The organism is Streptomyces sp. B21-083, from assembly GCF_036898825.1.
GTDB lineage: Bacteria > Actinomycetota > Actinomycetes > Streptomycetales > Streptomycetaceae > Streptomyces.
This window is the reverse complement of sequence record NZ_JARUND010000001.1, coordinates 1,633,946-1,659,452: the sequence shown is the minus strand read 5'-3', so window position 1 is coordinate 1,659,452 and position 25,507 is coordinate 1,633,946. Positions and strand designations below refer to the sequence as shown.

Here is a 25,507-nt window from a genome sequence, read left to right as displayed (position 1 = left end):
AACTGAGCGGTTCGGTGCGGAGATCCGTGAGTTCACCCGGGGGGCCGAAGCGGGGCTTCCTGGCCGGGACGGGGCCCGCCGCGTAACGTTCGGACAGCGAGCCGCTGACCTGCGACGGGACTGTCTCACGATGAAGATCCTCATCAGCGCCGACATGGAGGGCGCCACCGGCGTCACCTGGCCGGCCGACGTACTGCCGGGCACCCCACAGTGGGAGCGGTGCCGTTCGATGTTCACCTCGGACGTGAACGCCGCCGTGCTCGGCTTCTTCGACGGCGGCGCCGACGAGGTTCTGGTCAACGAGGCCCACTGGACCATGCGCAACCTGCTCCTCGAACAGCTCGACGAGCGGGTGGAGATGCTCACCGGCCGCCACAAGTCGCTGTCCATGGTCGAGGGCGTGCAGCACGGCGACGTCGACGGCATCGCCTTCGTCGGCTATCACGCGGGCGCCGGAATGGAGGGCGTCCTCGCCCACACCTACCTCGCCAATTCCATCACCGGCGTGTGGGTGAACGACGTACGGGCCAGCGAAGGGCTCCTCAACGCGCGTGTGGTCGCCGAGTACGGTGTTCCCGTCGTCCTGGTCACCGGTGACGACATCGCTTGCGAGGACGCCCTCGGATACGCGCCCGAGGCGCTGAAGGTCGCCGTCAAGGACCATGTCTCGCGGTACGCCGCCGTGTGCCGGACACCCGCCAGGACCGCGGCCGACATCCGGGCCGCCGCGAAGGAGGCCGCCGCTCTCGCCGTGCGGCACGAGCCCGTCGTCGGCGGCCCGTTCACCGTGGCCCTGGAGTTCGACGCCGAGCATCTCGCCATGGCCGCCACCGTCGTGCCCGGGGTCGCGCGGATCGGGGAGCGGAAAGTGGCGTACACCAGCGGCACAATGTACGAGGGCATTCGTACCTTCAAGGCGGTCACGACGATCGCATCGGCCGCGGTGGAGGAGCAGTATGGCTGACCAGCAGGCGCTCGAGGAGGTGGTGTCGTTCACCTCGGACCTGATCCGGATCGACACGACCAACCACGGCGGCGGCGACTGCCAGGAGCGGCCCGCCGCCGAGTACGCCGCCGCACTGCTCGCGGAGACCGGGCTCGAACCCACTCTCCTGGAACGGACCAGAGGGCGCACCAACGTCGTCGCCCGGATCGAGGGCACCGACCCGTCCGCCGACGCGCTGCTCCTGCACGGCCACCTCGACGTCGTACCCGCACGGGCCGACGACTGGAGCGTCCACCCGTTCTCCGGGGAGATCCGCGACGGGGTCGTCTGGGGGCGGGGCGCCGTCGACATGAAGAACATGGACGCGATGATTCTCGCCGTCGTCCGGCACTGGGCGCGGCAGGGCGTCCGGCCCCGGCGCGACATCGTGCTCGCGTTCACCGCCGACGAGGAGGACAGCGCCGCGGACGGCTCCGAGTTCCTGGCCGCCGAGCACCCGGAGTTGTTCGACGGGTGCACCGAAGGGGTCGGCGAATCCGGGGCGTTCACCTTCCACGACGGCGACGGACGCCACCTGTATCCCATCGCCGCCGGTGAACGAGGCACCGCCTGGCTCAGGTTGACCGCCAGGGGACGCGCCGGACACGGCTCGAAGGTCAACCACAGCAACGCCGTCACCCGCCTCGCCGCCGCCGTCGCCCGCATCGGCGCCCACGAGTGGCCGCTGCGCCTCACCCCGACCGTCGAGGCCGCCCTCACCCGACTCGCCGCCGTCTACGGCGTCGAACCCGGCCTGGACGACGTCGACGGGCTCCTCACCAAGCTCGGACCCGCCGCCCGGCTCGTCGAGGCGACCGTCCGCAACAGCGCCAACCCGACCATGCTGAACGCCGGTTACAAGGTCAACGTCGTCCCCGGGGAAGCCGTCGCGTACGTCGACGGACGCTTTCTGCACGGCTGTGAGGACGAGTTCCGTACGACCCTCGACGAACTCACCGGCCCGGACGTCACCTGGGAGTTCCACCATCGCTCGGTGGCCCTGCAAGCGCCCGTGGACTCACCCACGTACGCCCGGATGCGCGCCGCCGTCGAGGAGTTCGCGCCCGAGGGGCATGTGGTGCCGTACTGCATGTCCGGTGGCACCGACGCCAAGCAGTTCTCGCGGCTCGGCATCACCGGATACGGCTTCGCGCCGCTGAAGCTGCCTGAGGGCCTCGACTACCAGGCACTCTTCCACGGTGTCGACGAGCGCGTCCCGGTCGAGGCGCTGCACTTCGGAGCCCGGGTACTCGACCGGTTCCTGCGCACGGCCTAGGAGTGGGAAAGACAGTGCAGACACTGCCGTACGGATCATGGCTCTCGCCCATCGACGCGGAACTCGCCGCCGAGCACGACGGGTCGCCCGACTACGTCGGCTTCGTCGGCGACGAGGCCTGGTGGACGGAACCCCGGCCCACCGAGGGCGGCCGGCGCACCCTGGTGCGGCGGCGCGCCGACGGCACCCAGGAATCGGTCCTGGACGCGCCGTGGAACGTGCGCAGCCGGGTCATGGAGTACGGCGGTCAGCCGTGGGCCGGCGTCATGCGCGACGACGGCCCGCTGGTCGTCTTCGTCAACTTCGCCGACCAGCGCCTGTACTGCCTTAAAGAGGGACAGGAGCCGCGCCCGCTCACGCCGTTGTCCCCGGTCGGCGGCGGACTGCGTTGGGTGGAGCCGCAGTTGCGGCTCGGGCTCGGTGAAGTGTGGTGCGTACTGGAGGAGTTCACCGGCGACGGGCCCACCGATGTGCGGCGTGTGCTCGCCGCCGTGCCGCTGGACGGGTCGGCGGCCCAGGAGCGCGCCGCTGTACGCGAACTCACCGACGACCGGCACCGGTTCGTCACCGGACCCCGGATCTCGCCCGACGGACTGCGCGCGGCCTGGCTCGCCTGGGACCACCCCCGGATGCCCTGGGACGGCACCGAGCTGGTCCTCGCGGAGGTGGACGCCGACGGCACGCTGAGCGGTGCCCGGACGGTCGCCGGAGGCCCCGACGAGTCGATCGCGCAGGTCGACTGGGCGAGTGACGGAGCACTGCTGTACGTCAGCGACCGCTCCGGCTGGTGGAACCTGTACCGGGACGACGTGCCCGTATGTCCCCGCCCGGAGGAGTTCGGCGGGGCGCTGTGGAAGGTCGGGCAGCGCTGGTTCGCCCCGCTGGAGGGCGGCCTCGTCGCCGTCGTGCACGGGCGCGGAGCGACCTCGCTCGGGGTGCTGGACCCCGAGACCGGCGACGTCGTCGACGCGGCCGGCCCCTGGACCGAGTTCGCGGCCACCCTCGCCGTGCACGGCGAGCGAAGCGAGATGGGGGTCCCCCCGGCCGAAGGCTGGGGGAGGGTCATCGCCGTGGGGGCCAGCCCGCGCAGCGCCTACGAGGTCGTCGAGCTGGACACCCGTACGGGACGGGCCCGGGTCGTCGGCGCCGCCCACCACGACCCGGTCGACCCCGTGCACTACCCCGAGCCGCAGATCCGCACCTTCACCGGCCCGGAGGGCCGGGACATCCACGCGCACATCTACCCGCCGCACCACCCCGGGTACACGGCGCCCGACGACGAGCTGCCCCCGTACGTCGTGTGGGTGCACGGCGGGCCGACCGGGCGGGCGCCGCTCGTGCTCGACCTGGAGATCGCCTACTTCACCTCGCGGGGTATCGGCGTCGCCGAGGTCAACTACGGCGGGTCGACCGGGTACGGGCGGGAGTACCGGGGCCGGCTGCGTGAACAGTGGGGTGTCGTCGACGTCGAGGACTGCGCGGCCGTCGCGCTCGCCCTCGCCGAGGAGGGCACCGCCGACGGTGCCCGGCTCGCCGTGCGGGGCGGCAGCGCGGGCGGCTGGACCGCGGCGGCCTCCCTCACCGGCACCGACGTCTACGCCTGCGGCACGATCCTCTACCCGATCCTCGACCTGGCGGGCTGGGGCTCGGGGGAGACCCACGACTTCGAGTCGCAGTACCTGGAGTCCCTGGTCGGACCGCTCGCCGAGGTCCCCGGCCGCTATCTGGAGCGTTCGCCCGCCGAGCACGCCGCCGACATCACCGCGCCCTTCCTGCTGCTGCAGGGGCTGGACGACGTCATCTGCCCGCCCGTGCAGTGCGACCGGTTCCTCGCCCGTCTCGCCGCGGAGGGGCGACGCGTGCCGCACCGCTACATCGCGTTCGAGGGGGAGGGGCACGGATTCCGGCGCGCGGAGACGACCGTACGTGTCCTGGAGGCCGAACTCTCCCTGTACGCACAGGCCTTCGGGCTCACCCCGCCCGGCATCCCGACCCTGGAGCTCGTCAAGTGAAGCCACTGGTACGGCCGTCGAGGCTCGCGCCGGGCGCCCGCGTCGCCGTCATCGCGCCCAGCGGAGCCGTGCGTGAGGAGCGGCTGCAGTCCGGGCTCGACCTGCTGCGCGGCTGGGGCCTCGACCCCGTCGTCGCACCCCATGTCCTGGACCGGCACGGGGAGTTCGACTACCTCGCGGGCGGGGACGCCGGCCGGGCCGCCGACTTCCAGGCCGCCTGGTGCGATCCCGCGGTCGACGCGGTGCTGTGCGCCCGAGGCGGCTACGGCGCGCAGCGCATGGTCGACCTGCTCGACTGGGACGCCCTGCGGGCGGCCGGGCCCAAGGTGTTCGTCGGCTACAGCGACATCACCGCGCTGCACGAGGCGTGCGCGGTCCGTCTGGGACTCGCCACACTGCACGGGCCGATGATCTCGGCCGTCGACTTCCTCAAGAACGCGCGGGCACAGGAGCATCTGCGGGCCACGCTGTTCGATCCGGAGTCGGTACGGGTCGTCACCGCCCTGGAAGGCTGCGGGCCGCTGGTGCCCGGGCGGGCCCGGGGTGTCACCCTCGGCGGCTGCCTGAGCATGCTCGCCACCGAACGGGGCACCCCGCACGCCCGCCCCGGTGCGCGCGGCGGACTGGTCATGATCGAGGACGTTGGGGAGAGCGCGTACCGGATCGACCGGACCCTCACCCAGCTGCTGCGTACCGGCTGGCTCGACGGTGTCGCCGGGATCGCGCTCGGCTCGTGGGAGCGGTGCGGTCCGTACGAGGGACTGCGCGCCGTGTTCGCCGACCGGCTCGGTGGGCTCGGGGTGCCGGTGGTGGAGGGGTTCGGGTTCGGGCACTGCGAGGGGGCGCTGACGATCCCGTTCGGGGTGGCCGCCGAACTGGACGCGGACGCGGGGACACTGACGCTGGAGGAGCCGGCGTTGCGCTGAGCGGCGCGGTGCCGTCACCCGTCCGGCGTACCTCCGGGCGCGCGGGACGCCCTGGCTCGGGCGATGCTGGCCTCATGAGCCCGAAGACCTTCGAGAGCGGTGGCAAGGCCGGTGGCAAGGCCGGTGGCAAGGCCGCCGGCGCGCGGGGGCTGCTGACGCCCGTCAGGGTCGCCGTCGGGGCGCTCGCCCTGCTCGCCCTGATCTTCATCTTCGAGAACACCCGCGCCACCAGGATCCGGCTGCTGATTCCCGAAGTGACCATGCCGCTGTGGATGGCGCTGCTCGGCACCGCGGCCATCGGCGCCCTCTGCGGGGCCTACTTCATGCGGCGCCGGAGATGAACAGGGGCCGCGCGTAAGGTTGCTGAGTGTCTGAGCGCAGTGAATACCTCGCCGAAGGGCCCCGCGTGGGCATACGCCCGTTCACCTACGAGGACGGCGTCGAGTTCATCGCCCGGGTGCGGGAGAGCCGGGAACTGCACCACCCCTGGCTGGCTCCGCCGGCCAGCCCGGACGCCTATGCCTCGTACGCCGGGCGGCTGATCGAGGATCCGACGAAGGCCGGGTTCCTCGTGTGCGAGAAGGGCGACGGGACCGGTGCCGAGGACGGGGCCGTCGCCGGGTTCGTGAACATCAACAACATCGTCCAGGGCGGCTTTCTGTGCGGCGCCCTCGGATACGGGGCCTTCGCGCACGCGGCCGGGCGGGGGCTGATGGGCGAGGGGCTCGGTCTCGTCGTGCGGTACGCCTTCGGGCCGCGACTGCGGCTGCACCGGCTGGAGATCAACGTGCAGCCCGGCAACGCCGCTTCGATCGCCCTCGCCCGGCGCTGCGGCTTCCGACTGGAGGGCTTCTCGCCGGACTTCCTCTACGTCGACGGCGCCTGGCGGGACCACGAACGGTGGGCGATCACCTCGGACATGCTGAAGAAGCAGCCGGGGGCCCGTGGCCGTCGGCGTTAGGCGTGTCGGGGCCGGGGTACCCGGCGGTCATGGACCGCATCGATCACCTGGAACATCTCGACAAGCATCTGGTCGACGAGCTTGCGCAGGTGGCGCGCGAGGCCGTGCGCGACGAACTGCGTGAGCAGACCCGCAAACAGCGCCGCACCGCCGCGCTGTACGCCACGTCGGGCGCCGTCGCCCTGTACGCGGGTGCGGCGCTCGCGCTCGCCCTGGGGCTGGCCCTGGCGACGGGGCTGCCGGACTGGGCCGCCGCCCTCATCACCGCGGCGATCCTCGGTGCCCTGGCCTACGCCCTGCGCAACATGGCCCGGCCGGGCCCGTCGCGTACGCACCCCCCGGCGGGCAGTGTCGGCGCCGCCGCGGACCCGCCGGCCGTGGTGCCGCCGAGCGGGTTCGGCGTCTCCGTTCCGCCTGTACCCCCGGCCGCGCCGGACATCGCCGCGCCCGGGACGCGCGCCCGAGGCGACCTCGACCCCGAGGGACCGCACCACCGGGCATGACCGGTACGGAGAACGGGCCGCCGACCCAGCAGGGTCGGCGGCCCGTTCTCCGTACACCCCTTCTCCGTTCAGGTGCCCTGCAGCTGGGGCAGCACCTTCGTGCGGTAGAAGTCGAAGAAGCCGCGCTGGTCGGGGCCGATCTGGCTGACGTAGACCCGGTCGAAGCCCGCGTCGGCGAAGGCGGACAGTTCCGCGACGTGCGCGTCGACGTCGGCGCCGCAGACCGTGTTCTCACTCACCATGGACTCGGTGACCAGCGGCTCCAACTGCTCGAAGTGGCGCGGGGTGGGCAGGATCTGGGCCATCTCGCCGGGCAGCAGTTGGTTGGACCACAGCCGGTGCACCGTACGGACGGCCTCGTCGCGGTCGGTGCCGTAGCAGACCTTCGTGCCGCCGCTGACGAGCCCCGCGCCCCCACCGCCCTTGCGGAACTGGGTCGTGAGGTCCTCGTCGGGGCCCATGGTGATGTATCCGTCGCCCACGCGGGCGGCGAGTGCGGTCGCCTGCGGACCGAAGCCGGAGACGTCGATCGGGACGGGCTCGTCGGGGACGGTGTACAGGCGGGCGTTCTCGACGGTGTAGTGGGGGCCGTGGTGGTTGACCTCCTCGCCGGTGAAGAGGCGGCGCATCACCTGGATGGCCTCCTCCAGCATCTCCAGGCGAGTGTGCGCGGGCGGCCACCGGTCGCCGAGGACGTGCTCGTTCAGCGCCTCGCCGGAGCCGACACCGAGCCGGAACCGGCCCTCCGTCAGCACCGCGCTCGTCGCCGCCGCCTGCGCCACCACCGCCGGGTGCATCCGTACGGTCGGGCAGGTCACGGCCGTCTCGATGGGCAGCGACACCGCCTGGGACAGCGCGCCGATCACGGACCACACGAAGGGGCTCTGGCCCTGCGCGTCGTTCCACGGGTGGAAGTGGTCCGAGATCCACAGCGCCTGGAACCCGGCCTGTTCGGCCTGCCTCGCCTGCTCGACGAGTTCTGCCGGACCGAATTCCTCGCACGCGAGGAAGTAGCCGTATTCGGGCATGGGGAAGCACCTCCGGAAGAGAGCGGGTCGGGGTCCGTTCCGGGTACCCAGTGGGCGGCGGGGAAACCGGCGCGCGAAGGCCGATGCGCGGACGGCCGAACCGGGCGCCGGCAGACGTTTGGGTGCCCTGACCAGGGGGACGCGGAAAGTTCCGTACGTCGTCCACGAAGACGTTCGTACGACTGACCGAATGACCGAAGGCTCCGCACACGCGACACCGCCGGAGGCGAAAACGTGAGTCGACCCCGCATCCTGATCGTCGGCGCGGGCTTCGCCGGGTACCAGACGGCCCGCACCCTGGCCCGGCTGACCCGGCAGAAGGCCGACATCACCCTGCTTAACCCGACCGACCACTTCCTGTATCTGCCCCTGCTGCCCCAGGTCGCCGCCGGTGTCCTGGAACCCCGCCGCGTCACCGTCTCCCTCCCCGGCACCCTGCGCGACGTGCGCCTGGTACTCGGCGAGGCCGACGCCGACGGCATCGACCTCGACGCGCGCACCGTGCGCTACACGGACCCCGAGGGCGAGACCGGCACCCTCGGGTACGACCGGCTCGTCCTCGCCGTCGGAAGCGTCAACAAACTGCTGCCCATCCCGGGCGTCGCCGAGAACGCCCACGGCTTCCGCGGACTGCCCGAGGCGCTGTACCTGCGCGACCATGTGACCCGGCAGATCGAACTGGCCGCCGCAGCCGACGACCCCAAGAGTCGCGCCGCCCGCTGTACGTTCGTCGTGGTCGGCGCCGGCTACACCGGCACCGAGGTCGCCGCGCAGGGTCAACTCCTCACCGACGCGCTGGTACGCAGGCAGCCCCTGCGTGACGGCATACGGCCACGCTGGCTGCTGCTGGACACCGCGCCGCGCGTCCTGCCCCAGCTGGACGAGAAACTGTCGCGCACCGCCGACCGGGTGCTGCGGCAGCGGGGCATCGACGTCCGCACGGAGACCTCCGTCAAGGAGGCGACCCACGGTGGAGTCCTGCTGTCCGACGGGGAGTTCGTCGAGTCGCGCACCCTGGTGTGGTGCGTCGGGGTCCGCCCCGACCCGCTGGTCGAGAGCATCGGGCAGCCCCTGGAACGCGGACGGCTGATCGTCGACCCGTTCCTCCAGGTGCCGGGCCACCCCGAGGTGTTCGCGTGCGGGGACGCCGCCGCCGTGCCCGACCTGAACAAGCCCGGGGAGTTCACGGGCATGACCGCGCAGCACGCCTGGCGGCAGGGCAAGGTCGCGGCCCGCAATGTCGCCGCCTCGCTCGGCATCGGGTCCCGCACCGCCTACCGCCACCGTGACCTGGGGTTCGTCGTCGATCTGGGCGGGGTCAAGGCCGCCGCCAACCCGCTCGGCGTCTCCCTGTCCGGGCCGGTCGCCGGCGCGGTCGCCCGGGGCTACCACCTCGCGGCGATGCCCGGGAACCGGGTGCGCGTCGCGGCGGACTGGCTCCTGGAGGCCGTACTCCCGCGCCAGGGCGTGCAGTTGGGGCTCGTACGGTCCTGGTCGGTGCCGTTGGACACGGCGTCGCCGGAGCTGGCGCGGGTGCCGGACGGCGCGCAAAGGGCCCCGGAACGGGTGCCGGAACAGTCGTCGGGACGGGCCTCACAACGGTCCGCCCCATCGGAAGGAGAGTCGTGAAAACCGCCGAATCCCTGCACAACACCGCCGAACTCGCCGAGCTGGGACAGCAGTTGCGTGTCGACAGCATCCGGGCCTCGGCCGCCGCGGGCTCCGGGCATCCGACCTCGTCCATGTCCGCCGCCGACCTGATGGCCGTACTCCTGGCCCGCCACTTCCGCTATGACTTCGACCGCCCGACCCACCCCGGCAACGACCGCTTCGTCCTCTCCAAGGGCCATGCCTCGCCGCTGCTCTACGCGGCCTACAAGGCGGTCGGCGTCATCGACGACGCCGAACTGCTCACCTACCGCAGTCTCGGCAGCCGGCTCGAAGGGCATCCGACTCCCCGGCGGCTGCCGTGGGTCGAGACGGCCACCGGATCGCTCGGTCAGGGGCTGCCCGTGGCCGTCGGTATCGCGCTGGCCGGCAAGCGGCTCGACCGCACCGGATACCGGGTGTGGGTGATGTGCGGGGACAGTGAGCTGGCCGAGGGGTCGGTGTGGGAGGCCGCCGAGCACGCCTCGTACGAGCAGCTCGACAATCTGGTCCTCGTCGTCGACGTCAACCGGCTCGGACAGCGCGGGCCGACCCGGCACGGGCACGATCTGGACGCCTACGCCCGCCGGTTCAAGGCCTTCGGCTGGCACACCGTCGAGGTCGACGGGCACGATGTCGAGGCCGTCGACCGCGCCTACGGCGAGGCCGAGTCCACGACCCGGCAGCCTGTCGTCATCCTCGCCCGCACCCTCAAGGGCAAGGGAGTCGCGGCCGTCGAGGACCGTGAGGGCCTGCACGGCAAGCCGCTGAAGGACGCCGACGAGGCGATCGCCGAACTCGGCGGCCCCCGCGACCTCCGCGTCCGCCCGCCCGAGCCGCGCGCCGCCCGCGCGCTGCACGCCGTACGCGCCGGACACCTCGAACCGCCCCGCTGGGACGAGGGGGAGAAGGTCGCCACCCGGGACGCCTACGGGCAGGCGCTCGTCGCGCTCGGCAACGCCCGGGGCGACATCGTGGCCCTCGACGGCGAGGTCAGCGACTCGACACGCGCTGAGGCCTTCGCCAAGGAGTACCCCGACCGGTTCTTCGAGTGCTACATCGCCGAACAGCAACTCGTCGCCGCCGCCGTGGGGTTGGCGTCGCGCGGCTGGATTCCGTACGCGTCGACGTTCGCCGCCTTCCTGACCCGCGCCCATGACTTCCTGCGCATGGCGGCGGTCAGCGGGGCCGGCATCAACCTCGTCGGCTCGCACGCGGGCGTCGCGATCGGGCAGGACGGGCCCTCCCAGATGGGCCTGGAGGACCTGGCGATGTTCCGCGCGCTGCACGGCTCGACGGTGCTGTATCCGTGCGACGCCCACCAGACCGCGCGACTCGTCGCCACCATGGCGGGCCTCGACGGCATCCGCTATCTGCGTACCTCGCGCGGCGGGACACCGGTGTTGTACGGGCCCGACGAGGAGTTTCCCGTCGGCGGCAGCAAGGTGCTGCGTTCCGCCGGGCGCGAGGACCGGCTGACCGTGGTCGCGGCGGGCGTGACCGTCCACGAGGCGCTGGCCGCCGCCGACGCGCTCGACGCCCAGGGCATCCCGGTGCGGGTCATCGACCTGTACTCCGTCAAGCCCGTCGACCGGCTCACCCTGCGCCGGGCCGCCGAGGAGACCGGCTGTCTGCTCACGGTCGAGGACCACCGGGAAGAGGGCGGCATCGGCGACGCGGTCCTCGACGCCTTCCTCGACGGGCGGCCGCTGCCCCGGCTGGCACGCCTCGCCGTCCGTACGATGCCCGGCTCGGCGAGCCCCGACGAGCAGCTGCACGCCGCGGGCATCGACGCCGAGGCCATCATGGCGGCGGGCCGGCTGCTCGTGGAGGAGGGGATCGCTCCGTGACCGACGGCGCGGTACGGCGGGTGCGGGCCGGGCGGCGGACCGTCGAGGTCCACCGGCCCGACAAGGTGCTGTTCCCGGGCGGCGCCGGCGTCAGGGAGTACACGAAGGCCGACCTCGTCGACTACTACCGCGCCGTCGCCCCGTTCATGCTGCCCCATCTGCGCGGGCGCCCGCTGATGCTGGAACGCCACCCGGACGGGATCGACGGCCCCCGCTTCATGCAGAAGAACGTCTCCGACAGTTCCCCGGAGTGGGTCGACCGGGTCGAGGTGGCGAAGGAGGGCGGTACGGTCGTCCACCCGGTCTGCGACGACACGGCGACCCTGGTCCACCTCGCCGACCAGGCGTCCGTCACCCTGCACCGCTGGCTCTCGCGCGTCGGCCGCGTCGAGTCCCCGGACCGTATGGTCTTCGATCTCGACCCGGCGGTGGACGACTTCGCCCGGGTACGGGAAGCGGCCCTGCGGCTGCGGGAGTTGCTCGACATGCTGCGGCTGCCGTCCGCGCCGATGACCACCGGATCGCGCGGGCTGCACATCGTCGTCCCGCTGAGCGGACAGCACGGCTTCGACGAGGTACGGGAGTTCGCCAGGGGCGTCGCCGAGGTGCTGGCCGCCGCCCATCCCGACGAACTGACCACCGCCGCCCGCAAGAAGGAGCGCGGCGAGAGGCTCTACCTCGACGTGCAGCGCAACGGGTACGCGCAGACCGCGGTCGCGCCGTTCTCCGTCCGGGCGCTGCCCGGGGCGCCCGTGGCCGTCCCCGTCCGCTGGGACCAGGTGGACGATCCCGCGCTGACCGCCCGCCGCTGGACGATCGCGGACGCGGCCGAGCAGGCCGGTACCCATCCGTGGGGCGAACTGATGCGGCGGGGACGGACGTTGGGGCCGGCCCGGCGGAAGCTCGACTCGATGGTCTGAGCCTGCGGGGTTTGAGCGGCTGATCCTGGGCCACCCGATGTCCAGGAGACCTATGACGAATTCATCGAACGCAGAATCAAACGCACCCAAGTCGGCCATGGACATCATGCGTGGCGCGCGCGACCAGCTCGCGGAACTCACCGGTATGACCGCGGAGACCGTGTCGTCCTTCGAACAGACCGAGAACGGCTGGGCGTTGGAGATCGAGGTCCTGGAACTCACCAGGGTCCCCGACACCATGAGCCTTCTCGCGAGCTACCGCGTGGACCTCGACAAGCGGGGTGAACTCACCGGCTACCGGCGGGTCCGCCGCTACGAACGCGGACGCGCCGACGCGCGCAGGTCCGAGGGCCGATAAGCCCGGAGCACTTCAACAGACCTGAACCGGCTGGTACTTCGCCCGGCAGGTACTTCACGAGACAAGGAGGGGTGGACGGTATGACCGTTGTCCCGGCACAGCAGAGCGGCGGCGGAGGCGGCTCCAGCGGCCTCTACGACGTACTCGAACTCGTTCTCGACAGGGGGCTGGTCATCGACGCGTTCGTACGGGTCTCCCTGGTCGGCATCGAGATCCTGAAGATCGATGTCCGGGTCGTCGTGGCCAGCGTCGACACGTATCTCCGGTTCGCCGAGGCATGCAACCGCCTCGACCTGGAGGCCGGGCCGAAGCGCAGCCCCGGACTGCCCGACCTGGTCGGTGACATCACCGAGTCCGGGGCGAAGGGCAAGTCGAAGGGGGCACTTTCCGGCGCCGCCGAGACCATCTCCGACGCCTTCCGGCAGTCCCGTGACGAGGGCCAGGCCGAACCCAGGCAGCAGCAGTCCCGCCCCCGCAAGACCGCGGCCGCACGCAGGAAGGAGGAGCAGGAGTGAACACGAGCAGTGAACCGGACCCGGGCAACGACACGAGCATCGGCACGTACGTCTACGGCATCACCGCCGCCACCCATCCCGCACTCCCCTCCTTCGCCGAGGAGTTGCGTGGCGTCGGCGATCCGCCGCGTACCGTGCGTGTCCTGACGGCGGGCACCCTCGCGGCGATCGTCAGCGACGCACCCGAGAAGCTGCGCCCCAAGCGCAAGGACCTGCTCGCCCACCAGCACGTGCTGGAGGAGGCGGGCGGGGCCGGCTGCGTGCTGCCCATGCGGTTCGGCAGCGTGGCTCCGGACGACGAAGCGGTCACCTCCGTACTGACAGAACGCGCCGAGCACTACGAGGAACGGCTCCGGGCCCTCGACGGCAACGTCGAGTACAACGTCAAGGCGAGCCACGAGGAAGAGGCCGTCCTGCACCGCGTGCTGGCGGAGAACCCGGAGATCCGGGCGTTCACCGAGGCCAACAGGCAAGCGGGCGGCGGAAGTTACGACGACCGGGTGCGCCTCGGTGAGATGGTCGTGTCCGCGGTGAAGGCCCGGGAGGCCGAGGACGCCGTCGAGGTGCGGCAGGCGCTGGAGCCGTCCGCGGTGGCGGTGAGCGTGGGCGCCGAGTCGACCGGCTGGCTGGCCAACGTGTCGTTCCTGGTGGCCCGCGACTCGGCCGAGGTGTTCCTCACCGCGACCGAACAGCTCCGCAAGGCGCGCCCCTACCTCGAACTGCGGGTCCACGGGCCGCTCCCGCCGTACAGCTTCGTCGAGCCGGGCCCGGCCGAGCCCGCGGGTTCCCCGACGGGCGGACTCGGCGCCGGGGCGGAACAGAGCCGGACATGGGACTGATCTCCGAGGTGCTGCTGCTGCCGTTCGCACCGGTGCGCGGCAGCGCCTGGGTGATCGGCCAGGTGCTGCACGAGGCGGAACGGCTGTACTACGACCCGGCCACGGTCCGCACCGAACTCGCCCAGCTGGAACAGCAGTTGGAGGCGGGCGAGATCGACGACGAGGAGTTCGACCGCCGCGAGGACGAGCTCCTGGACCGGCTGGAGACAGGCCTGCGCACGGGCGCGGGTACCAACAACGGGACGGTACGAGGATGAACCGAGTGGGACTGGGCCTCGCTGTAGGGGCCGGATACGTCCTTGGACGTACGAAGAAACTGAAACTGGCCTTCGCTGTCGGCACCCTGGTGGCCGGCAAGCGGATGCAACTGAGCCCGAAGGCGCTGGCGGACCTGGTGTCCGGGCAGCTGCGCGACAACCCGCAGTTCAAGGAGATCGGCGACCAGCTGCGCGTGGATCTGCGGGGCGTCGGCAAGGCTGCGTCGGGCGCGATGGTCGAGCGGCAGGTCGAGGCGCTGGCCAACCGGCTGCACGGCCGCACGGCGGAGGTCCGCGACCAACTGGCGGGCGTCGTGACGAAGACGACGGGCCGGGGCCGCGACGACGAGGACGACGAGACGGCGGACGAGGAACGCGACGAGGGGCGCGACAAGGAGGAGCCCGCCGGGCGGAACGAGCGGCCGGCCAGGAAGGCGGCGGCGAAGAAGACGGCCGCCACGAAGAAGGCGGACCCCAGGAAGACAGCGACATCCGGCCGACCCGCTGTGAAGAAGGCGACCGCCAAGAAGACGGCGGCGAAGAAGACGGCGGCCGGTCGCGGCACCCGCGCGCGGCTGCCCAAGGGAGGCGGTGAACGATGACCGACACCCTCAAGTCCGTCAAGTCCGCCGGATCCGGGAAGGGCAACCCGATCACCGACGTCGCCAGGAGCGAAGCCGCCGACCGGCTGAAGTCGGAGGTGCAGGAGTACCTGGCCGCCCAGGCGCAGCGCCTGCTGACGGGCGTCGGACACCGGCTCGGTGAGACGACCGTCAAACTCAACGACATCGCGGAGGGCAACAGCCCCGGCTTCGCCAAGATGGCCCTCGACGGCGGCCGCAAACTCGCCGAGGGGAAGGGCCCCCTGCGTTCCGCCGTGGAAGTCGGCGCCGGACGCGCCAAGGACAGCGTGGTCGGCGCCTTCAAGAACCTGACCGGTGGCAAGGGCAGGCGAAAGGGCGGGGCGGGAAAGAAGCCGACGGTCGTCATCGAGTTCATCGACGTCGGGGTCCCGCTGCGCACCGCCTACGACCAGTGGACCCAGTACCAGGACTTCAGCACCTTCGCGAAGGGCGTCAAGAGCGCGAACCGCGCCGACGACACGACCTCCGACTGGCAGCTCAAGATCTTCTGGTCCAACCGCAGCTGGAAGGCCCACACCACCGAGCAGGTGCCCGACGACCGGATCTCCTGGACCTCGGAGGGCGCGAAGGGCACGACCAAGGGGGTCGTCTCCTTCCACGAACTCGCCCCGAACCTGACCCGCGTGCTGCTGGTCGTCGAGTACTACCCCAAGGGCCTGTTCGAGAAGACCGGCAACATCTGGCGCGCCCAGGGCCGCCGCACCCGGCTCGACCTCAAGAACTTCGCCCGCTTCATCACGATCAAGGGCGAGGCGGACGACGGCTGGCGCGGAGAGATCCGGGACGGCGAGGTGGTCCTGAGCCACGAGGACGCCCTCGCACAGGAAGAGGAAGAGGCAGCAGAAGAAGGGCAAGAGGGAGAAGAGGGCGAGGAAGGGACCGAGGCGGAAGAGGCGTACGAGGACGAGGACGACGTCGACGACGAGGCCGAAGCCGCCGAACCCGAGGGCGAGTACGAGGAGGCGGAGGACGAGAAGCCCGAGGAGCCCGAGTACGACGACGAGGACGAGGCGGCGTACGAAGAGGACGTCGACGAGGACGAGGCCGCGTACGAGCCGGAGCCTGAGACGGCCGAGGACGAGACCGACGAGACCGAAGCCGAATCCGAGACCCGGCCCCGGAGTCGTCGATGACTTCGCCGGCAAGTCGGCTGCCCCAGCCCTACAGCCATGACGGTGGTTCCAACCTCGCCGACATCCTTGAACGGGTGCTGGACAAGGGCGTGGTGATCGCGGGGGACATCCGGATCAACCTGCTCGACATCGAACTGCTCACGATCAAGCTGCGGCTGATCGTCGCCTCCGTCGACAAGGCCAAGGAGATGGGCATCGACTGGTGGGAGGACGACCCGGCGTTGTCCTCCCGCGCCCATCGGGGTGAACTCGCCCGCGAGAACGCCGAGTTGCGTGAACGACTGGCCGAACTGGAGCGCGGGGGAGCGCCGAAGGAGACCTCATGACCGGACTGCGGTACGTCTACGCCGTCTGCCGCCCCTTCGACGCGGCCCTGCAGGCCCAGTTGACGGGGGTGGCGGGCGCCCCGCCCGGGCTGCTCGTCCACCGCGGGCTGGTCGCGGTCGTCAGTACGGTGCCGGAGGAGGACTTCGCCGAGGAGTCGCTCCGGCACCGGCTGGAGGACCTCGACTGGCTGACCGCGACGGCACGCGCCCATCAGGCCGTGATCGACGCGCTGACCGCCGTCACCACACCGCTGCCGCTGCGGCTCGCCACCGTCTTCCGGGACGACAGCGGCGTACGCGTGATGATGGAGGAACGCGAGAACGACTTCCACCGCACTCTCGACCGCCTGGACGGGAGGGTGGAGTGGGGCGTGAAGGTGTATCTGGAAAAGACCGACGGGACCGACGCGGAGACGGATTCCGCGTCGATCCCGTCGGACCCGCCGGTCCGGTCGGTGACCACCGGCCGGGACTATCTGCGTCGGCGGCGACAGCACGCCAGGACGAATGAGGACCGTTGGCGCGGCGCCGAGACGTTCGCCGTCGAATTGCATCGCACCCTTTCCGGCTGTGCCGAGGACCATCGGTTGCACGCACCGCAGAACTCCGCGCTTTCCGGGGCGACCGGGCAGAACGTGCTCAACGCGGCCTATCTGGTTCCGCGCGAGGATTCCGAGCGGTTCGTGGAACTGGTCGACAGGACGAAGAGCGACGCGGACGGGACCGCTACGGGACTGCGGGTCGAACTCACCGGTCCCTGGGCCGTCTACTCCTTCACCGGAGACGCCGAAGGCTCCGCGGAGAGGGAGGGGGACGCGTGACCGTCGTCGAACGCCGCGAGGTCGCCCTCGTCGACCTGCTCGACCGGCTGCTCGCCGGCGGGGTCGTCATCACCGGGGACATCACCCTGCGCATCGCGGACGTGGATCTCGTCCGGATCGACCTGAACGCGCTGATCAGTTCAGTGAACGAACAAGTACCGTCGCCCTGGGGAGAGTTGACGTGAGTGCCCGCAACCGGCTCGACCTCGAACCCGACACCGTCGAACGTGATCTCGTCAAACTCGTCCTGACGGTGGTGGAACTGCTCCGGCAGCTCATGGAGAGGCAGGCCGTGCGTCGCTTCGACACGGGGGAGATGACCGAGGAGCAGGAGGAGCGCGTGGGGCTCACACTCATGCTCCTCGAAGACAGAATGGCCGAGCTGAGGGAGCGGTACGGGCTGCGGCCCGAGGACCTGAATCTGGACCTCGGGCCGCTGGGCCCCCTACTACCTAGGGACTGATCATTCACCGATACCGATACCGATACCGATACCGATACCGGCTACCAGCGGTACCAGCGACCCCTTGATCCGCTCGCATTCGTGCCCCGCACCAGGAATCCCAGCAGCCAGACGACGAGCACGATCAATGCGATCCACCAGAGAATCTTCACCGCGAATCCGACGCCGAAGAGAATCAGGGCCAGAAGCAGTACTAGCAGAATGGGAACCATTGTGAACCTCCTGGACTCCGAGTTTCCCGAAATCGGAGTCTCAGACATAGGCCGGGGGGTCGGTCGCCCTTTCGGTATCAGTCGGCCTTTCGGCAGAGGATTTCGCCGTGCGGGACGGTGAACCAGGCGTCCTCCTGCCGTCCCCACTCCCGCCAGGCCTCCGAGACAGCCCGCAGCCGCTCCGGGGTCGCCAGACCGCCCTCCGTCGCCCGGTCCGCGTAGGCCGACGTGAGCGTCCGGTCCGCCCACAGGCCGCTCCACCAGGCCAGCTCGGCGGCGTCCGCGAACGTCCACGTGCTGGAGGTGGCCGTGATGTCCGTGAGCCCGGCCCGCAGCGCCCAGGACTTCAGCCGGCGTCCCGCGTCCGGCTCGCCCCCGTTGGCCCGGGCCACCCGCCGGTAGAGGTCCAGCCAGTCGTCCATACCCTCCGACGCCGGATACCAGGCCATGGCCAGGAAGTCCGACTCGCGGACGGCGACGTACCCGCCCGGTTTGGTGACCCGGTGCATCTCGCGCAGCGCCCGCACCGGGTCACCCACGTGCTGGAGTACCTGATGGGCGTGGACCACGCAGAACGTGTCGTCCGGGAAGTCCAGCGCGTGGATGTCCGCGACCGCGAAGTCGACGTTGGTGAGACCACGCTCGGCGGCCGTGGCCCTGGCTTGGTCCAGGATGCCCGGCGCCCGGTCCACGCCGGTGACCTGTCCGTCGGGGACCAGTGCGGCCAGGTCCGCGGTGATCGTGCCCGGGCCGCAGCCGATGTCCAGGATCCTCATGTGCGGCTTCAGCGAGCCGAGGAGGTACGCCGCCGAGTTGGCGGCGGTGCGCCAGGTGTGTGAGCGGAGCACGGACTCATGGTGCCCGTGGGTGTAGACGGCGGTCTCCTGCGGCTGTGACTGCGGCTTGGACATGACCGTGCCCCTTCTCGTCTTCTCGAACGACCCGCTCCGAACGACTCGCTCATCACCGTACGCAGTCATGCCGAATAATGAGACCCACGTCTTGGGATGTGGACAGGGCCCGCCAACGGCCGTCCGCCGGACGTCAGTTCCGGCCGAGCGGTCGGTAGACCGTCAGCGCCTCCGGGAGTTTTTCGAGTGTCACGCTGCCCTCCACCTCCGTGACCTCGCCGTCGTACGCGAGGAGGGTGCCCGGCGCCACGTCGTCCACGCGGAGCCGGTGGACCAGGACGCCCGCGTGGGCGGGGGAGCGAGTCAGCGGGCCGGCCAGGGCCGCCGCCAGGAGGCGCAGCGAAGGCCCCCGGCCGCCGTGCACCACCCGTACGTCGAGCCGGCCGTCCGCCAGGTCGACCCGGCGGGCCGGTACGAGGCCGAGCCGGTGGTAGGTGCCGTTGCCGGCGAAGAGCAGCCACAACGGGCGCCGCTCACCCCGGAGTTGAGCCTCCAGGGGATGGCGGTCGGCGCGCAGCACACGTGCCGCCGCGACCACCCCGGCCGGCCAGGCGCCGATCCGCTCGGACCAGCGCTCCCGTTCGCGCACCAGCTCCGGATAGACGCCCAGGCTGCACGTGTTGAGGAAGACGCCCTCCTGGTCCCCGGACCGGAACCGGCCCACGTCCACGCGCACCGCCTCGCCTCGGCGTACCGCCCGGCCGACGTCCAGGGCGTCCTCGACGCCCAGGTCGAGCGTGAAGTGGTTGAGCGTGCCGCCGGGCAGTACCGCGAGCGGCCGTCCGTGACGCAGGGCGACCGCGGCGGCCGTGTTCAGCGTGCCGTCGCCGCCGCACACGCCGAGCACCTGACAGCGGGCCGCCGCCTTCTCCAACTCGTCCGGCAGGTCCTCCGGCGCGCACTCCACGATCTCCGCCAGCGGCAGCGCGTCCGCCAGCGCGCGGACCCGGTCGGCGGTGCCGGCCGCCGTGTTGGCCACCAGGACCAGACCCTCGCCGTCGGGCAGCGCCGGGGCCGTGGCGTGCGGCCGGGCCGGGGGCGCGGACCGGTCGCGGGCCGGCAGGAGCTCCCGTACGGCGAACGCGGCGCCCGCGCCGAGGGCCGCGCCGGCGAGGACGTCACTGGGGAAGTGGACGCCCGTGTAGACGCGGGACATCGCCACCGAGAAGGCCAGGGGCGCCACCACCGCCCCGAGGCCCGGGGACTCCAGGGCGACACCCGTCGCGAAGGCGGCTGCCGACGCCGCGTGGCCGGACGGGAACGACGTGGTGATCGGCTGCCGCTTCAGCTGCCTGACCATCGGTACGGCGTCCAGTACGGGGCGCGGACGGCGTACGGAGCGCTTGCCGACCGTGTTGATCGTCGCGGAGGCCACGGCGAGGGAGGCCAGGCCCCGGACGGCGGCCCGGCGGGCCCGGGGGCTCCCGGTGGCCGCCAGGGCGGCGGCCGTCGCGAACCACAGGACGCCGTGGTTCGCGCTGCGGCTCAGCCTCGGCAGGACCCGCTCGGCGCCCGGCCAGTTCCGGGTGGCGGCGGTCTCGAACAGCCGGAAGTCGAGCTTCAGCAGTTTCTCGCGCAGGGCGTGGCTGCCGAGCTGCGGGACGGTGAGGTCGATGTCTGCGGTCATGACGCTCTGGGTACCCTGAAGTGAGCCTTTTTGTCTTGTCGAACAGGTCACGGGGCTCGTCGCGACATCGTGGGGCGAGAGGAAAACCCGTATGCGTCTGCTGCTCATCCGGCACGGTCAGACCCCGTCGAACGTGAAGTTCCTGCTGGACACCGCGGTTCCGGGGGCAAGGCTGACCGAGCTCGGGGAGACGCAGGCCGCCGCGCTGCCGGAGGCGCTGGCGGGTGAGGACATCGACGCGCTGTACGCCTCCACGCTGATCCGTACGCAGCTGACCGCCGCGCCGCTGGCCGAGGCGCGCGGCCTCGGCGTCCGGGTGCGGGACGGGATTCGTGAGGTGGCCGCCGGGGACCTGGAGATGCGGGGCGACCCCGAGTCCGCGCACACCTACATGACCACCCTGTTCGCGTGGGCGGCCGGTGACACGGAGTTGCGGATGCCGGGCGGGGAGAACGGCGTGGAGGCGCTCGGCCGGTTCGACGCGGTCGTCGCCGAGGCCGCGGACAGCGGGGCCGACGCGGTCGCCATGGTCAGTCACGGCGCCGTGATCCGGATGTGGGCGGCGGCCCGGGCGGACAACGTCGACGTGCCCTTCGCCGCCGAACACCGGCTCGACAACACCGGCGTGGTCGTCCTGGAGGGATCCCCGGCGGACGGCTGGAAGGCGGTGTCCTGGGCGGGCGCGGTCGTCGCGGCGGCCGGGCCGGACACGGGCAGCGGACCGGCGGGAGAGGCAGTGCACGGCTAGGACCTGTCCTAGAACTGTCCGGGCGCGGATATGGGTTTGCCCGGGGTCGTGGTGGGCCCGCAGAATGCGTCCTCATGGGACACCTCGAAGCAGCGCACCTTGAGTACTACCTTCCCGACGGGAGGGCGCTGCTCGGCGATGTGTCGTTCCGGGTGGGCGAAGGGGCCGTCGTGGCTCTCGTGGGGCCCAACGGCGCCGGGAAGACGACCCTGCTGCGGCTGATCTCCGGCGAACTGAAACCGCACGGCGGGACCGTCAACGTGAGCGGCGGGCTCGGCGTGATGCGCCAGTTCGTGGGCTCCGTACGGGACGAGACGACCGTACGGGACCTGCTCGTGTCGGTCGCCACACCCCGGATCCAGGAGGCCGCCAAGGCGGTCGACCTCGCCGAGCACGGCATGCTGACCGTCGACGACGAGGCGGCCCAGCTCCAGTACGCGCAGGCCCTCTCCGACTGGGCCGAGGCGCACGGGTACGAGGCCGAGACCCTGTGGGACATGTGCACCACGGCCGCGCTCGGCATGCCGTACGAGAAGGCGCAGTGGCGGCTGGTGCGCACCCTGTCCGGCGGTGAGCAGAAGCGGCTGGTGCTGGAGGCGCTGCTGCGCGGCACGGACGAGGTGCTGCTCCTCGACGAACCTGACAACTACCTCGACGTACCCGGCAAGCGATGGCTGGAGGAACGGCTCGCGGAGACCCGCAAGACCGTCCTCTTCGTGTCCCACGACAGGGAGTTGCTCTCCCGGTCCGCGCAGAAGATCGTGTCCGTCGAACCCGGGCCCGCCGGCGCCGACGCCTGGGTGCACGGCGCCGGTTTCGCCACCTATCACGAGGCGCGGCGTGAACGGTTCGCGCGCTTCGAGGAGTTGCGCCGGCGCTGGGACGAGAAGCACGCCCAGCTGAAGAAGCTGGTCCTGAACCTCCGTCAGGCGGCCTCCATCAGCCATGAGTTGGCGTCCCGCTACGCCGCCGCGCAGACCAGGCTCAGGAAGTTCGAGGAGGCGGGGCCGCCGCCCGAGCCGCCGCGCGAGCAGGACATCACCATGCGGCTCAAGGGCGGCCGGACCGGCGTAAGGTCCGTCACCTGCAAGGGACTTGAGCTCACCGGGCTGATGAGACCCTTCGACCTGGAGGTCTTCTACGGCGAACGGGTGGCCGTCCTCGGCTCCAACGGCTCCGGCAAGTCGCACTTCCTGCGGCTGCTCGCCGGGGACACCGTGGCGCACACCGGCGAGTGGAAGCTCGGCGCGCGGGTCGTGCCCGGCCACTTCGCCCAGACGCATGCCCACCCCGAGCTGGAGGGCCGTACGCTCCTCGACATCCTGTGGTCGGAACACGCGCAGGACCGGGGCGCGGCCTCGTCCCGGCTCCGCCGCTACGAGCTGACCGCCCAGGCCGAGCAGCGCTTCGAGCGGCTCTCCGGCGGCCAGCAGGCCCGCTTCCAGATCCTGCTCCTCGAACTGCAGGGCGTCACGGCACTGCTGCTGGACGAGCCGACGGACAACCTCGACCTGGAGTCCGCCGAGGCGCTCCAGGAAGGGCTGGAGGCGTTCGAGGGCACGGTGCTCGCCGTCACGCACGACCGCTGGTTCGCTCGTTCGTTCGATCGATATCTGGTGTTCGGCAGTGACGGGAAGATCCGGGAGACCCCGGAGCCCGTGTGGGACGAGCGGCGGGTGGAGCGGGCGCGGTAGGGGGGTAGGGGCTTCGGCCGGGCGGCGTGGGGTACCCGGGCCGCGTACCGAAGGACTCGGACGCGACGAGCGGGGTGCCACCATGATCGGAGTCGACCCGGGTCGGCTGGACGACCAGCAGCTGATGAAGGAGCTGGAGACGATCCACCGGACCCGCCACGACACGCTGCTGCACGCGTCGAGCGACGCGCTGCGCGCCCACAACGACCGGATGGCGCAGTTGGAGGGCGAGTACCTGCGCCGCCATCCGCGCCGCCCCATCGCCGCCGGCCGCACCCGAGAGGGCGCCCGGGACCGGGACTGCGCACAGGAGTGAGAACGGTGCCGCTGCCAGGCCCGAGGGCTGGTGGCAGCGGCACCGGCGGCGGTGGATCTCAGCGGCGCACCGGGGGAGGATCCCAGTGCCGATGGGCCGCGACCGCCGCGACGAAGGCGGGACTGCTCCCGGCAGGAAGGGCCGTCAGGCGGCCTTCTTGCCGAACTCGGACACGAGTGCCTCGCAGAACGCCTTCAGGTCGTCCGGTTTGCGGCTGGTGATGAGGACATTGGATCCGTGGTCGCAGATCCGCACCTGCTCGTCGACCCACTCACCCCCCGCGTTGGTCAGGTCGGTGCGCAGACTCGGCCACGAGGTGAGTACCCGGCCGCGGACGACGTCCGCCTCCACCAGGGTCCACGGGGCGTGGCAGATCGCGGCGACCGGACGGCCCTGGTCGAAGAAGTCCCGGACGAACGCGACGGCGCGCTCGTCGGTGCGCAGGAGGTCCGGGTTGGCCACCCCGCCGGGCAGTACGAGTCCGTCGAACGACTCGGCCGACACCTCGCCGACAACCTCCTGAACGGGGAAGGTGTCCCCCTTGTCGAGATGGTTGAAGGCCTGCACCCGGCCCTGCTCGGTCGACACGAGCACGGGTTCACCACCCGCGTCGGCCACCGCCTGCCAGGGGTCGGTGAGTTCGATCTGTTCGACGCCCTCGGGGGCGGTGAGAAACGCGATACGCATGGTTTCTTCGGTGTCCTTTCCTGGTCCTTCCCCGGTCCTCTCCAGAGGGTCCGGCTACGCGTTCTCCTCGGAGCCGCTCACGACCGCCACGGCGAGCTCCTGCACGGAGGCGTAACGCGCCTTCGAGGGAAGCCGCTCCAGTGGCTCGACCAGAGTGTCGGGGGCGTGGCCGGCGCGCAGGAGGCCACGCAGCTCGCGTGGCCCGGCCGGGAAGGACGTACGGCCCAGATAGCGGGCCAGTTCAAAGCGCACCGTCTCGATCCCGGCCGGCGCACGGCCGGGGCCACGGGGCCGCCCGCGATCCGCGGGTCGTCCTCGGCGGCGGGTTCCGGGTCGTTCCACTCCTCGGTGCTGGTCGGGTGGCCGGACCTGAGCAGGCCCTGGACCTGGTGCTTCATCTCGTCGTCGCGATGGGCGCTGACGCGGCCGCTGCCTTGTTGCATGCGTGCCTCCAGACTTCGGGGGTGCCAGCCGCGTACCCGAGGATCCGCTGCCGACACACCTCAGCGGCTCTTCCAGAAACTCCTGGACCTGGATGGACGCGGCAGTCGCCTCCAGCTGCTCCAGGTGGCGTGCGGAGGAGGCAGCGGCCGAGTCACCGGACGGCGGTCAGAAAAACCTGTTTGGCACGCATGGGGCGGGGCAGGCGCAGCATCAGTGCTTCGGACAGGAGGCACGTCCGTGGGAGCGGTGGATCACCGACCCGGGTGTCTCTGTCCCGGTGGTGCGCACCCTCCCGCGGGGACCCGTCCACCCCAAGCACTCCTAGGGAGTTGCGACGCACCATGCGAACTCACACGAGTCCGAAGCGGCACCCCCACGACGACGCCCCCGACACCGCCGAGGCGTTCCGCACGCTCGCCGCGCTCCCCCCGGGTCAGCAGCGCGACACCCTCCGGGAGAAGATCGTCGAGGCCTGGCTGCCCATGGCCGACCGGCTCGCGGGCCGCTTCCGGAGCCGCGGCGAAAGCCTGGACGACCTGCGTCAGGTGGCCGCGCTGGGCCTGGTCAAGGCCGTCGACCGCTACGACCCCGAACTCGGGAACGCCTTCGAGAGCTACGCCGTCCCCACGGTCACCGGGGAGATCAAGCGCCACTTCCGCGACCACATGTGGACCCTGCACGTCCCCCGCCGGGTCCAGGACCTGCGCAACCGGGTCCGGTTCGCCTCCCAGGACCTCTCGCAGACCATCTCGGGCCGCAGGCCCACCGTCGCGGAGATCGCCGAGCACGCCAACATGACCGAGGAGGACGTCAAGGCCGGTCTGGAGGCGCTGGAGAGCTTCACCGCGCTCTCCCTCGACGCCGAACTGCCCGGCAGCGAGGACGGATACTCCCTCAGCGACGCCCTCGGCGCCGCCGACCCGGCCCTCGACACCGTCATCGACCGCGAGGCCGTCAAGCCGCGACTGCGGGCACTGCCCGAGCGTGAACGCGCCATCCTCTACATGCGGTTCTTCGGGGACATGACCCAGAGCCGCATCGCCGAGCAGCTCGGCATCTCCCAGATGCACGTCTCCCGCCTGATCAGCCGCTCCTGCAACCGGCTGCGGGACCAGGTCATGAAGGACGCGGCCTAGAACCGACCTCCTGTACGGGTACTCGGCGCTTCCGCGCGGCCGTGTTTCCGGTCCGCCGACCGCTCCTGCCACGCCTCCTACCGAGTCTCCCAGCGCGTCGCGCTCACCGAGCTGGAGCAGCTCGGTGAGCGCGACGCGCGTCGGGCCCGCCGTCACCCGGTCGGGCGTGCCCGTCCCGCTAATGGTGCCCGGCCGCGCGCGCCCCGCCGCCGGGCGGGCTGTGATGGGGTGCGGGGCATCACCCGACGCTCCCCGCAGCCGCCGCTCG

29 protein-coding genes and 1 pseudogene are annotated in these 25,507 nt (G+C 71.4%); 24 read left to right on the top strand and 6 right to left on the bottom strand.

Annotated features, from left to right (window positions below):
• The first annotated feature begins 130 nt into the window (after nt 1-130).
• The 7 genes from QA861_RS07270 to QA861_RS07240 all read left to right on the top strand — a co-directional run bounded on the left by QA861_RS07270 (nt 131) and on the right by QA861_RS07240 (nt 6,663).
• The gene (locus tag QA861_RS07270; RefSeq protein WP_334587383.1) at nt 131-964 is read left to right on the top strand and encodes a M55 family metallopeptidase; all 834 of its coding nucleotides are present in this window, start codon (nt 131-133) and stop codon (nt 962-964) included.
• Nucleotides 957-2,261 (top strand): M20/M25/M40 family metallo-hydrolase, encoded by a 1,305-nt coding sequence (locus tag QA861_RS07265; protein WP_334587382.1) that lies wholly within the window; start codon nt 957-959, stop codon nt 2,259-2,261. Before QA861_RS07270 ends, QA861_RS07265 begins: the two co-directional genes overlap by 8 nt.
• Before the next feature lie 14 nt (nt 2,262-2,275).
• Nucleotides 2,276-4,273 (top strand): prolyl oligopeptidase family serine peptidase, encoded by a 1,998-nt coding sequence (locus tag QA861_RS07260; RefSeq protein ID WP_334587381.1) that lies wholly within the window; start codon nt 2,276-2,278, stop codon nt 4,271-4,273.
• On the top strand, nt 4,270-5,199 hold the full coding sequence (locus QA861_RS07255) for a S66 peptidase family protein (protein WP_334587380.1): 930 nt from the start codon (nt 4,270-4,272) through the stop codon (nt 5,197-5,199). The genes QA861_RS07260 and QA861_RS07255 overlap by 4 nt, the downstream gene beginning before the upstream one ends.
• Nucleotides 5,200-5,273: 74 nt before the next feature.
• Entirely contained in the window at nt 5,274-5,540 is a 267-nt protein-coding gene (locus QA861_RS07250) for a LapA family protein (RefSeq protein WP_334587379.1), read from the top strand.
• A 26-nt stretch (nt 5,541-5,566) separates the two neighbouring features.
• Nucleotides 5,567-6,160 carry a GNAT family N-acetyltransferase gene (locus tag QA861_RS07245; RefSeq protein WP_334587378.1) on the top strand — a complete coding sequence of 198 codons (594 nt, stop codon included), beginning with the start codon at nt 5,567-5,569 and terminating at the stop codon, nt 6,158-6,160.
• Nucleotides 6,161-6,189: 29 nt separating this feature from the next.
• Complete coding sequence (locus tag QA861_RS07240; RefSeq protein WP_334587377.1) at nt 6,190-6,663, top strand: phage holin family protein; 474 nt, start codon at nt 6,190-6,192, stop codon at nt 6,661-6,663.
• A 68-nt stretch (nt 6,664-6,731) separates the two neighbouring features.
• Here the strand turns inward: QA861_RS07240 and QA861_RS07235 are convergent, their stop codons facing one another.
• Nucleotides 6,732-7,691 (bottom strand): LLM class F420-dependent oxidoreductase, encoded by a 960-nt coding sequence (locus QA861_RS07235; protein ID WP_334587376.1) that lies wholly within the window; start codon nt 7,689-7,691, stop codon nt 6,732-6,734.
• Nucleotides 7,692-7,925: 234 nt separating this feature from the next.
• Here QA861_RS07235 and QA861_RS07230 point away from each other — a divergent pair, with 234 nt between their 5' ends.
• The 13 genes from QA861_RS07230 (at nt 7,926) to QA861_RS07170 (ending at nt 17,464) form a co-directional block, all read left to right on the top strand.
• Complete coding sequence (locus QA861_RS07230) at nt 7,926-9,320, top strand: NAD(P)/FAD-dependent oxidoreductase (RefSeq protein ID WP_334587375.1); 1,395 nt, start codon at nt 7,926-7,928, stop codon at nt 9,318-9,320.
• Nucleotides 9,317-11,188 (top strand): transketolase, encoded by a 1,872-nt coding sequence (locus tag QA861_RS07225; protein WP_334587374.1) that lies wholly within the window; start codon nt 9,317-9,319, stop codon nt 11,186-11,188. Before QA861_RS07230 ends, QA861_RS07225 begins: the two co-directional genes overlap by 4 nt.
• Nucleotides 11,185-12,108: a non-homologous end-joining DNA ligase gene (gene ligD / locus QA861_RS07220; protein ID WP_334587373.1), complete on the top strand. Its 924-nt coding sequence runs from the start codon at nt 11,185-11,187 to the stop codon at nt 12,106-12,108. The genes QA861_RS07225 and ligD overlap by 4 nt, the downstream gene beginning before the upstream one ends.
• Before the next feature lie 52 nt (nt 12,109-12,160).
• A complete protein-coding gene (locus QA861_RS07215; protein ID WP_334587372.1) occupies nt 12,161-12,466 on the top strand; it encodes a gas vesicle protein GvpO in 306 nt (101 codons plus the stop codon).
• An 80-nt stretch (nt 12,467-12,546) separates the two neighbouring features.
• Entirely contained in the window at nt 12,547-12,981 is a 435-nt protein-coding gene (locus tag QA861_RS07210) for a gas vesicle structural protein GvpA (protein ID WP_334587371.1), read from the top strand.
• Between the two features lie 38 nt (nt 12,982-13,019).
• Nucleotides 13,020-13,820 (top strand): GvpL/GvpF family gas vesicle protein, encoded by an 801-nt coding sequence (locus QA861_RS07205; RefSeq protein WP_334590483.1) that lies wholly within the window; start codon nt 13,020-13,022, stop codon nt 13,818-13,820.
• Nucleotides 13,811-14,077, top strand: coding sequence for a gas vesicle protein GvpG (locus QA861_RS07200; RefSeq protein ID WP_334587370.1), 267 nt, complete (start codon nt 13,811-13,813; stop codon nt 14,075-14,077). Before QA861_RS07205 ends, QA861_RS07200 begins: the two co-directional genes overlap by 10 nt.
• Entirely contained in the window at nt 14,074-14,679 is a 606-nt protein-coding gene (locus tag QA861_RS07195; RefSeq protein WP_334587369.1) for a DNA primase, read from the top strand. Before QA861_RS07200 ends, QA861_RS07195 begins: the two co-directional genes overlap by 4 nt.
• Nucleotides 14,676-15,854, top strand: a complete 1,179-nt coding sequence (locus QA861_RS07190; protein WP_334587368.1) for an SRPBCC family protein — start codon at nt 14,676-14,678, stop codon at nt 15,852-15,854. The genes QA861_RS07195 and QA861_RS07190 overlap by 4 nt, the downstream gene beginning before the upstream one ends.
• Entirely contained in the window at nt 15,851-16,180 is a 330-nt protein-coding gene (locus QA861_RS07185; protein WP_006376666.1) for a gas vesicle protein, read from the top strand. The genes QA861_RS07190 and QA861_RS07185 overlap by 4 nt, the downstream gene beginning before the upstream one ends.
• Entirely contained in the window at nt 16,177-17,001 is an 825-nt protein-coding gene (locus QA861_RS07180) for a GvpL/GvpF family gas vesicle protein (RefSeq protein WP_334587367.1), read from the top strand. Before QA861_RS07185 ends, QA861_RS07180 begins: the two co-directional genes overlap by 4 nt.
• Nucleotides 16,998-17,186, top strand: coding sequence for a gas vesicle protein (locus tag QA861_RS07175; protein WP_006376647.1), 189 nt, complete (start codon nt 16,998-17,000; stop codon nt 17,184-17,186). Before QA861_RS07180 ends, QA861_RS07175 begins: the two co-directional genes overlap by 4 nt.
• A complete protein-coding gene (locus tag QA861_RS07170) occupies nt 17,183-17,464 on the top strand; it encodes a gas vesicle protein K (protein WP_006376661.1) in 282 nt (93 codons plus the stop codon). Before QA861_RS07175 ends, QA861_RS07170 begins: the two co-directional genes overlap by 4 nt.
• A gap of 41 nt (nt 17,465-17,505) precedes the next feature.
• Here QA861_RS07170 and QA861_RS07165 read toward each other — a convergent pair whose 3' ends face one another.
• The 3 genes from QA861_RS07165 to QA861_RS07155 all read right to left on the bottom strand — a co-directional run bounded on the left by QA861_RS07165 (nt 17,506) and on the right by QA861_RS07155 (nt 20,214).
• Nucleotides 17,506-17,676, bottom strand: coding sequence for a hydrophobic protein (locus tag QA861_RS07165; protein WP_334587366.1), 171 nt, complete (start codon nt 17,674-17,676; stop codon nt 17,506-17,508).
• A gap of 77 nt (nt 17,677-17,753) precedes the next feature.
• Entirely contained in the window at nt 17,754-18,587 is an 834-nt protein-coding gene (locus QA861_RS07160; protein WP_334587365.1) for a class I SAM-dependent methyltransferase, read from the bottom strand.
• A 133-nt stretch (nt 18,588-18,720) separates the two neighbouring features.
• Entirely contained in the window at nt 18,721-20,214 is a 1,494-nt protein-coding gene (locus tag QA861_RS07155; RefSeq protein ID WP_334587364.1) for a bifunctional phosphatase PAP2/diacylglycerol kinase family protein, read from the bottom strand.
• Between the two features lie 91 nt (nt 20,215-20,305).
• Between QA861_RS07155 and QA861_RS07150 the strand changes: the two genes are divergently transcribed.
• The 3 genes from QA861_RS07150 (at nt 20,306) to QA861_RS07140 (ending at nt 22,972) form a co-directional block, all read left to right on the top strand.
• Nucleotides 20,306-20,962, top strand: a complete 657-nt coding sequence (locus QA861_RS07150) for a histidine phosphatase family protein (protein WP_334587363.1) — start codon at nt 20,306-20,308, stop codon at nt 20,960-20,962.
• A gap of 74 nt (nt 20,963-21,036) precedes the next feature.
• The gene (locus QA861_RS07145; RefSeq protein WP_334587362.1) at nt 21,037-22,656 is read left to right on the top strand and encodes an ABC-F family ATP-binding cassette domain-containing protein; all 1,620 of its coding nucleotides are present in this window, start codon (nt 21,037-21,039) and stop codon (nt 22,654-22,656) included.
• Between the two features lie 82 nt (nt 22,657-22,738).
• Entirely contained in the window at nt 22,739-22,972 is a 234-nt protein-coding gene (locus tag QA861_RS07140; protein ID WP_334587361.1) for a DUF6158 family protein, read from the top strand.
• 144 nt (nt 22,973-23,116) lie between these two features.
• Here QA861_RS07140 and QA861_RS07135 read toward each other — a convergent pair whose 3' ends face one another.
• Together QA861_RS07135 and QA861_RS07130 are read right to left on the bottom strand one after the other, a co-directional pair.
• Nucleotides 23,117-23,659: a type 1 glutamine amidotransferase domain-containing protein gene (locus QA861_RS07135; RefSeq protein WP_334587359.1), complete on the bottom strand. Its 543-nt coding sequence runs from the start codon at nt 23,657-23,659 to the stop codon at nt 23,117-23,119.
• A 54-nt stretch (nt 23,660-23,713) separates the two neighbouring features.
• Nucleotides 23,714-24,102, bottom strand: a pseudogene (locus tag QA861_RS07130) (DUF2795 domain-containing protein).
• Nucleotides 24,103-24,444: 342 nt separating this feature from the next.
• On the opposite strand from QA861_RS07130, the gene QA861_RS07125 reads away from it, so the two are divergent.
• The gene (locus QA861_RS07125) at nt 24,445-25,239 is read left to right on the top strand and encodes an RNA polymerase sigma factor SigF (RefSeq protein WP_334587358.1); all 795 of its coding nucleotides are present in this window, start codon (nt 24,445-24,447) and stop codon (nt 25,237-25,239) included.
• Nucleotides 25,240-25,507 lie beyond the last annotated feature (268 nt).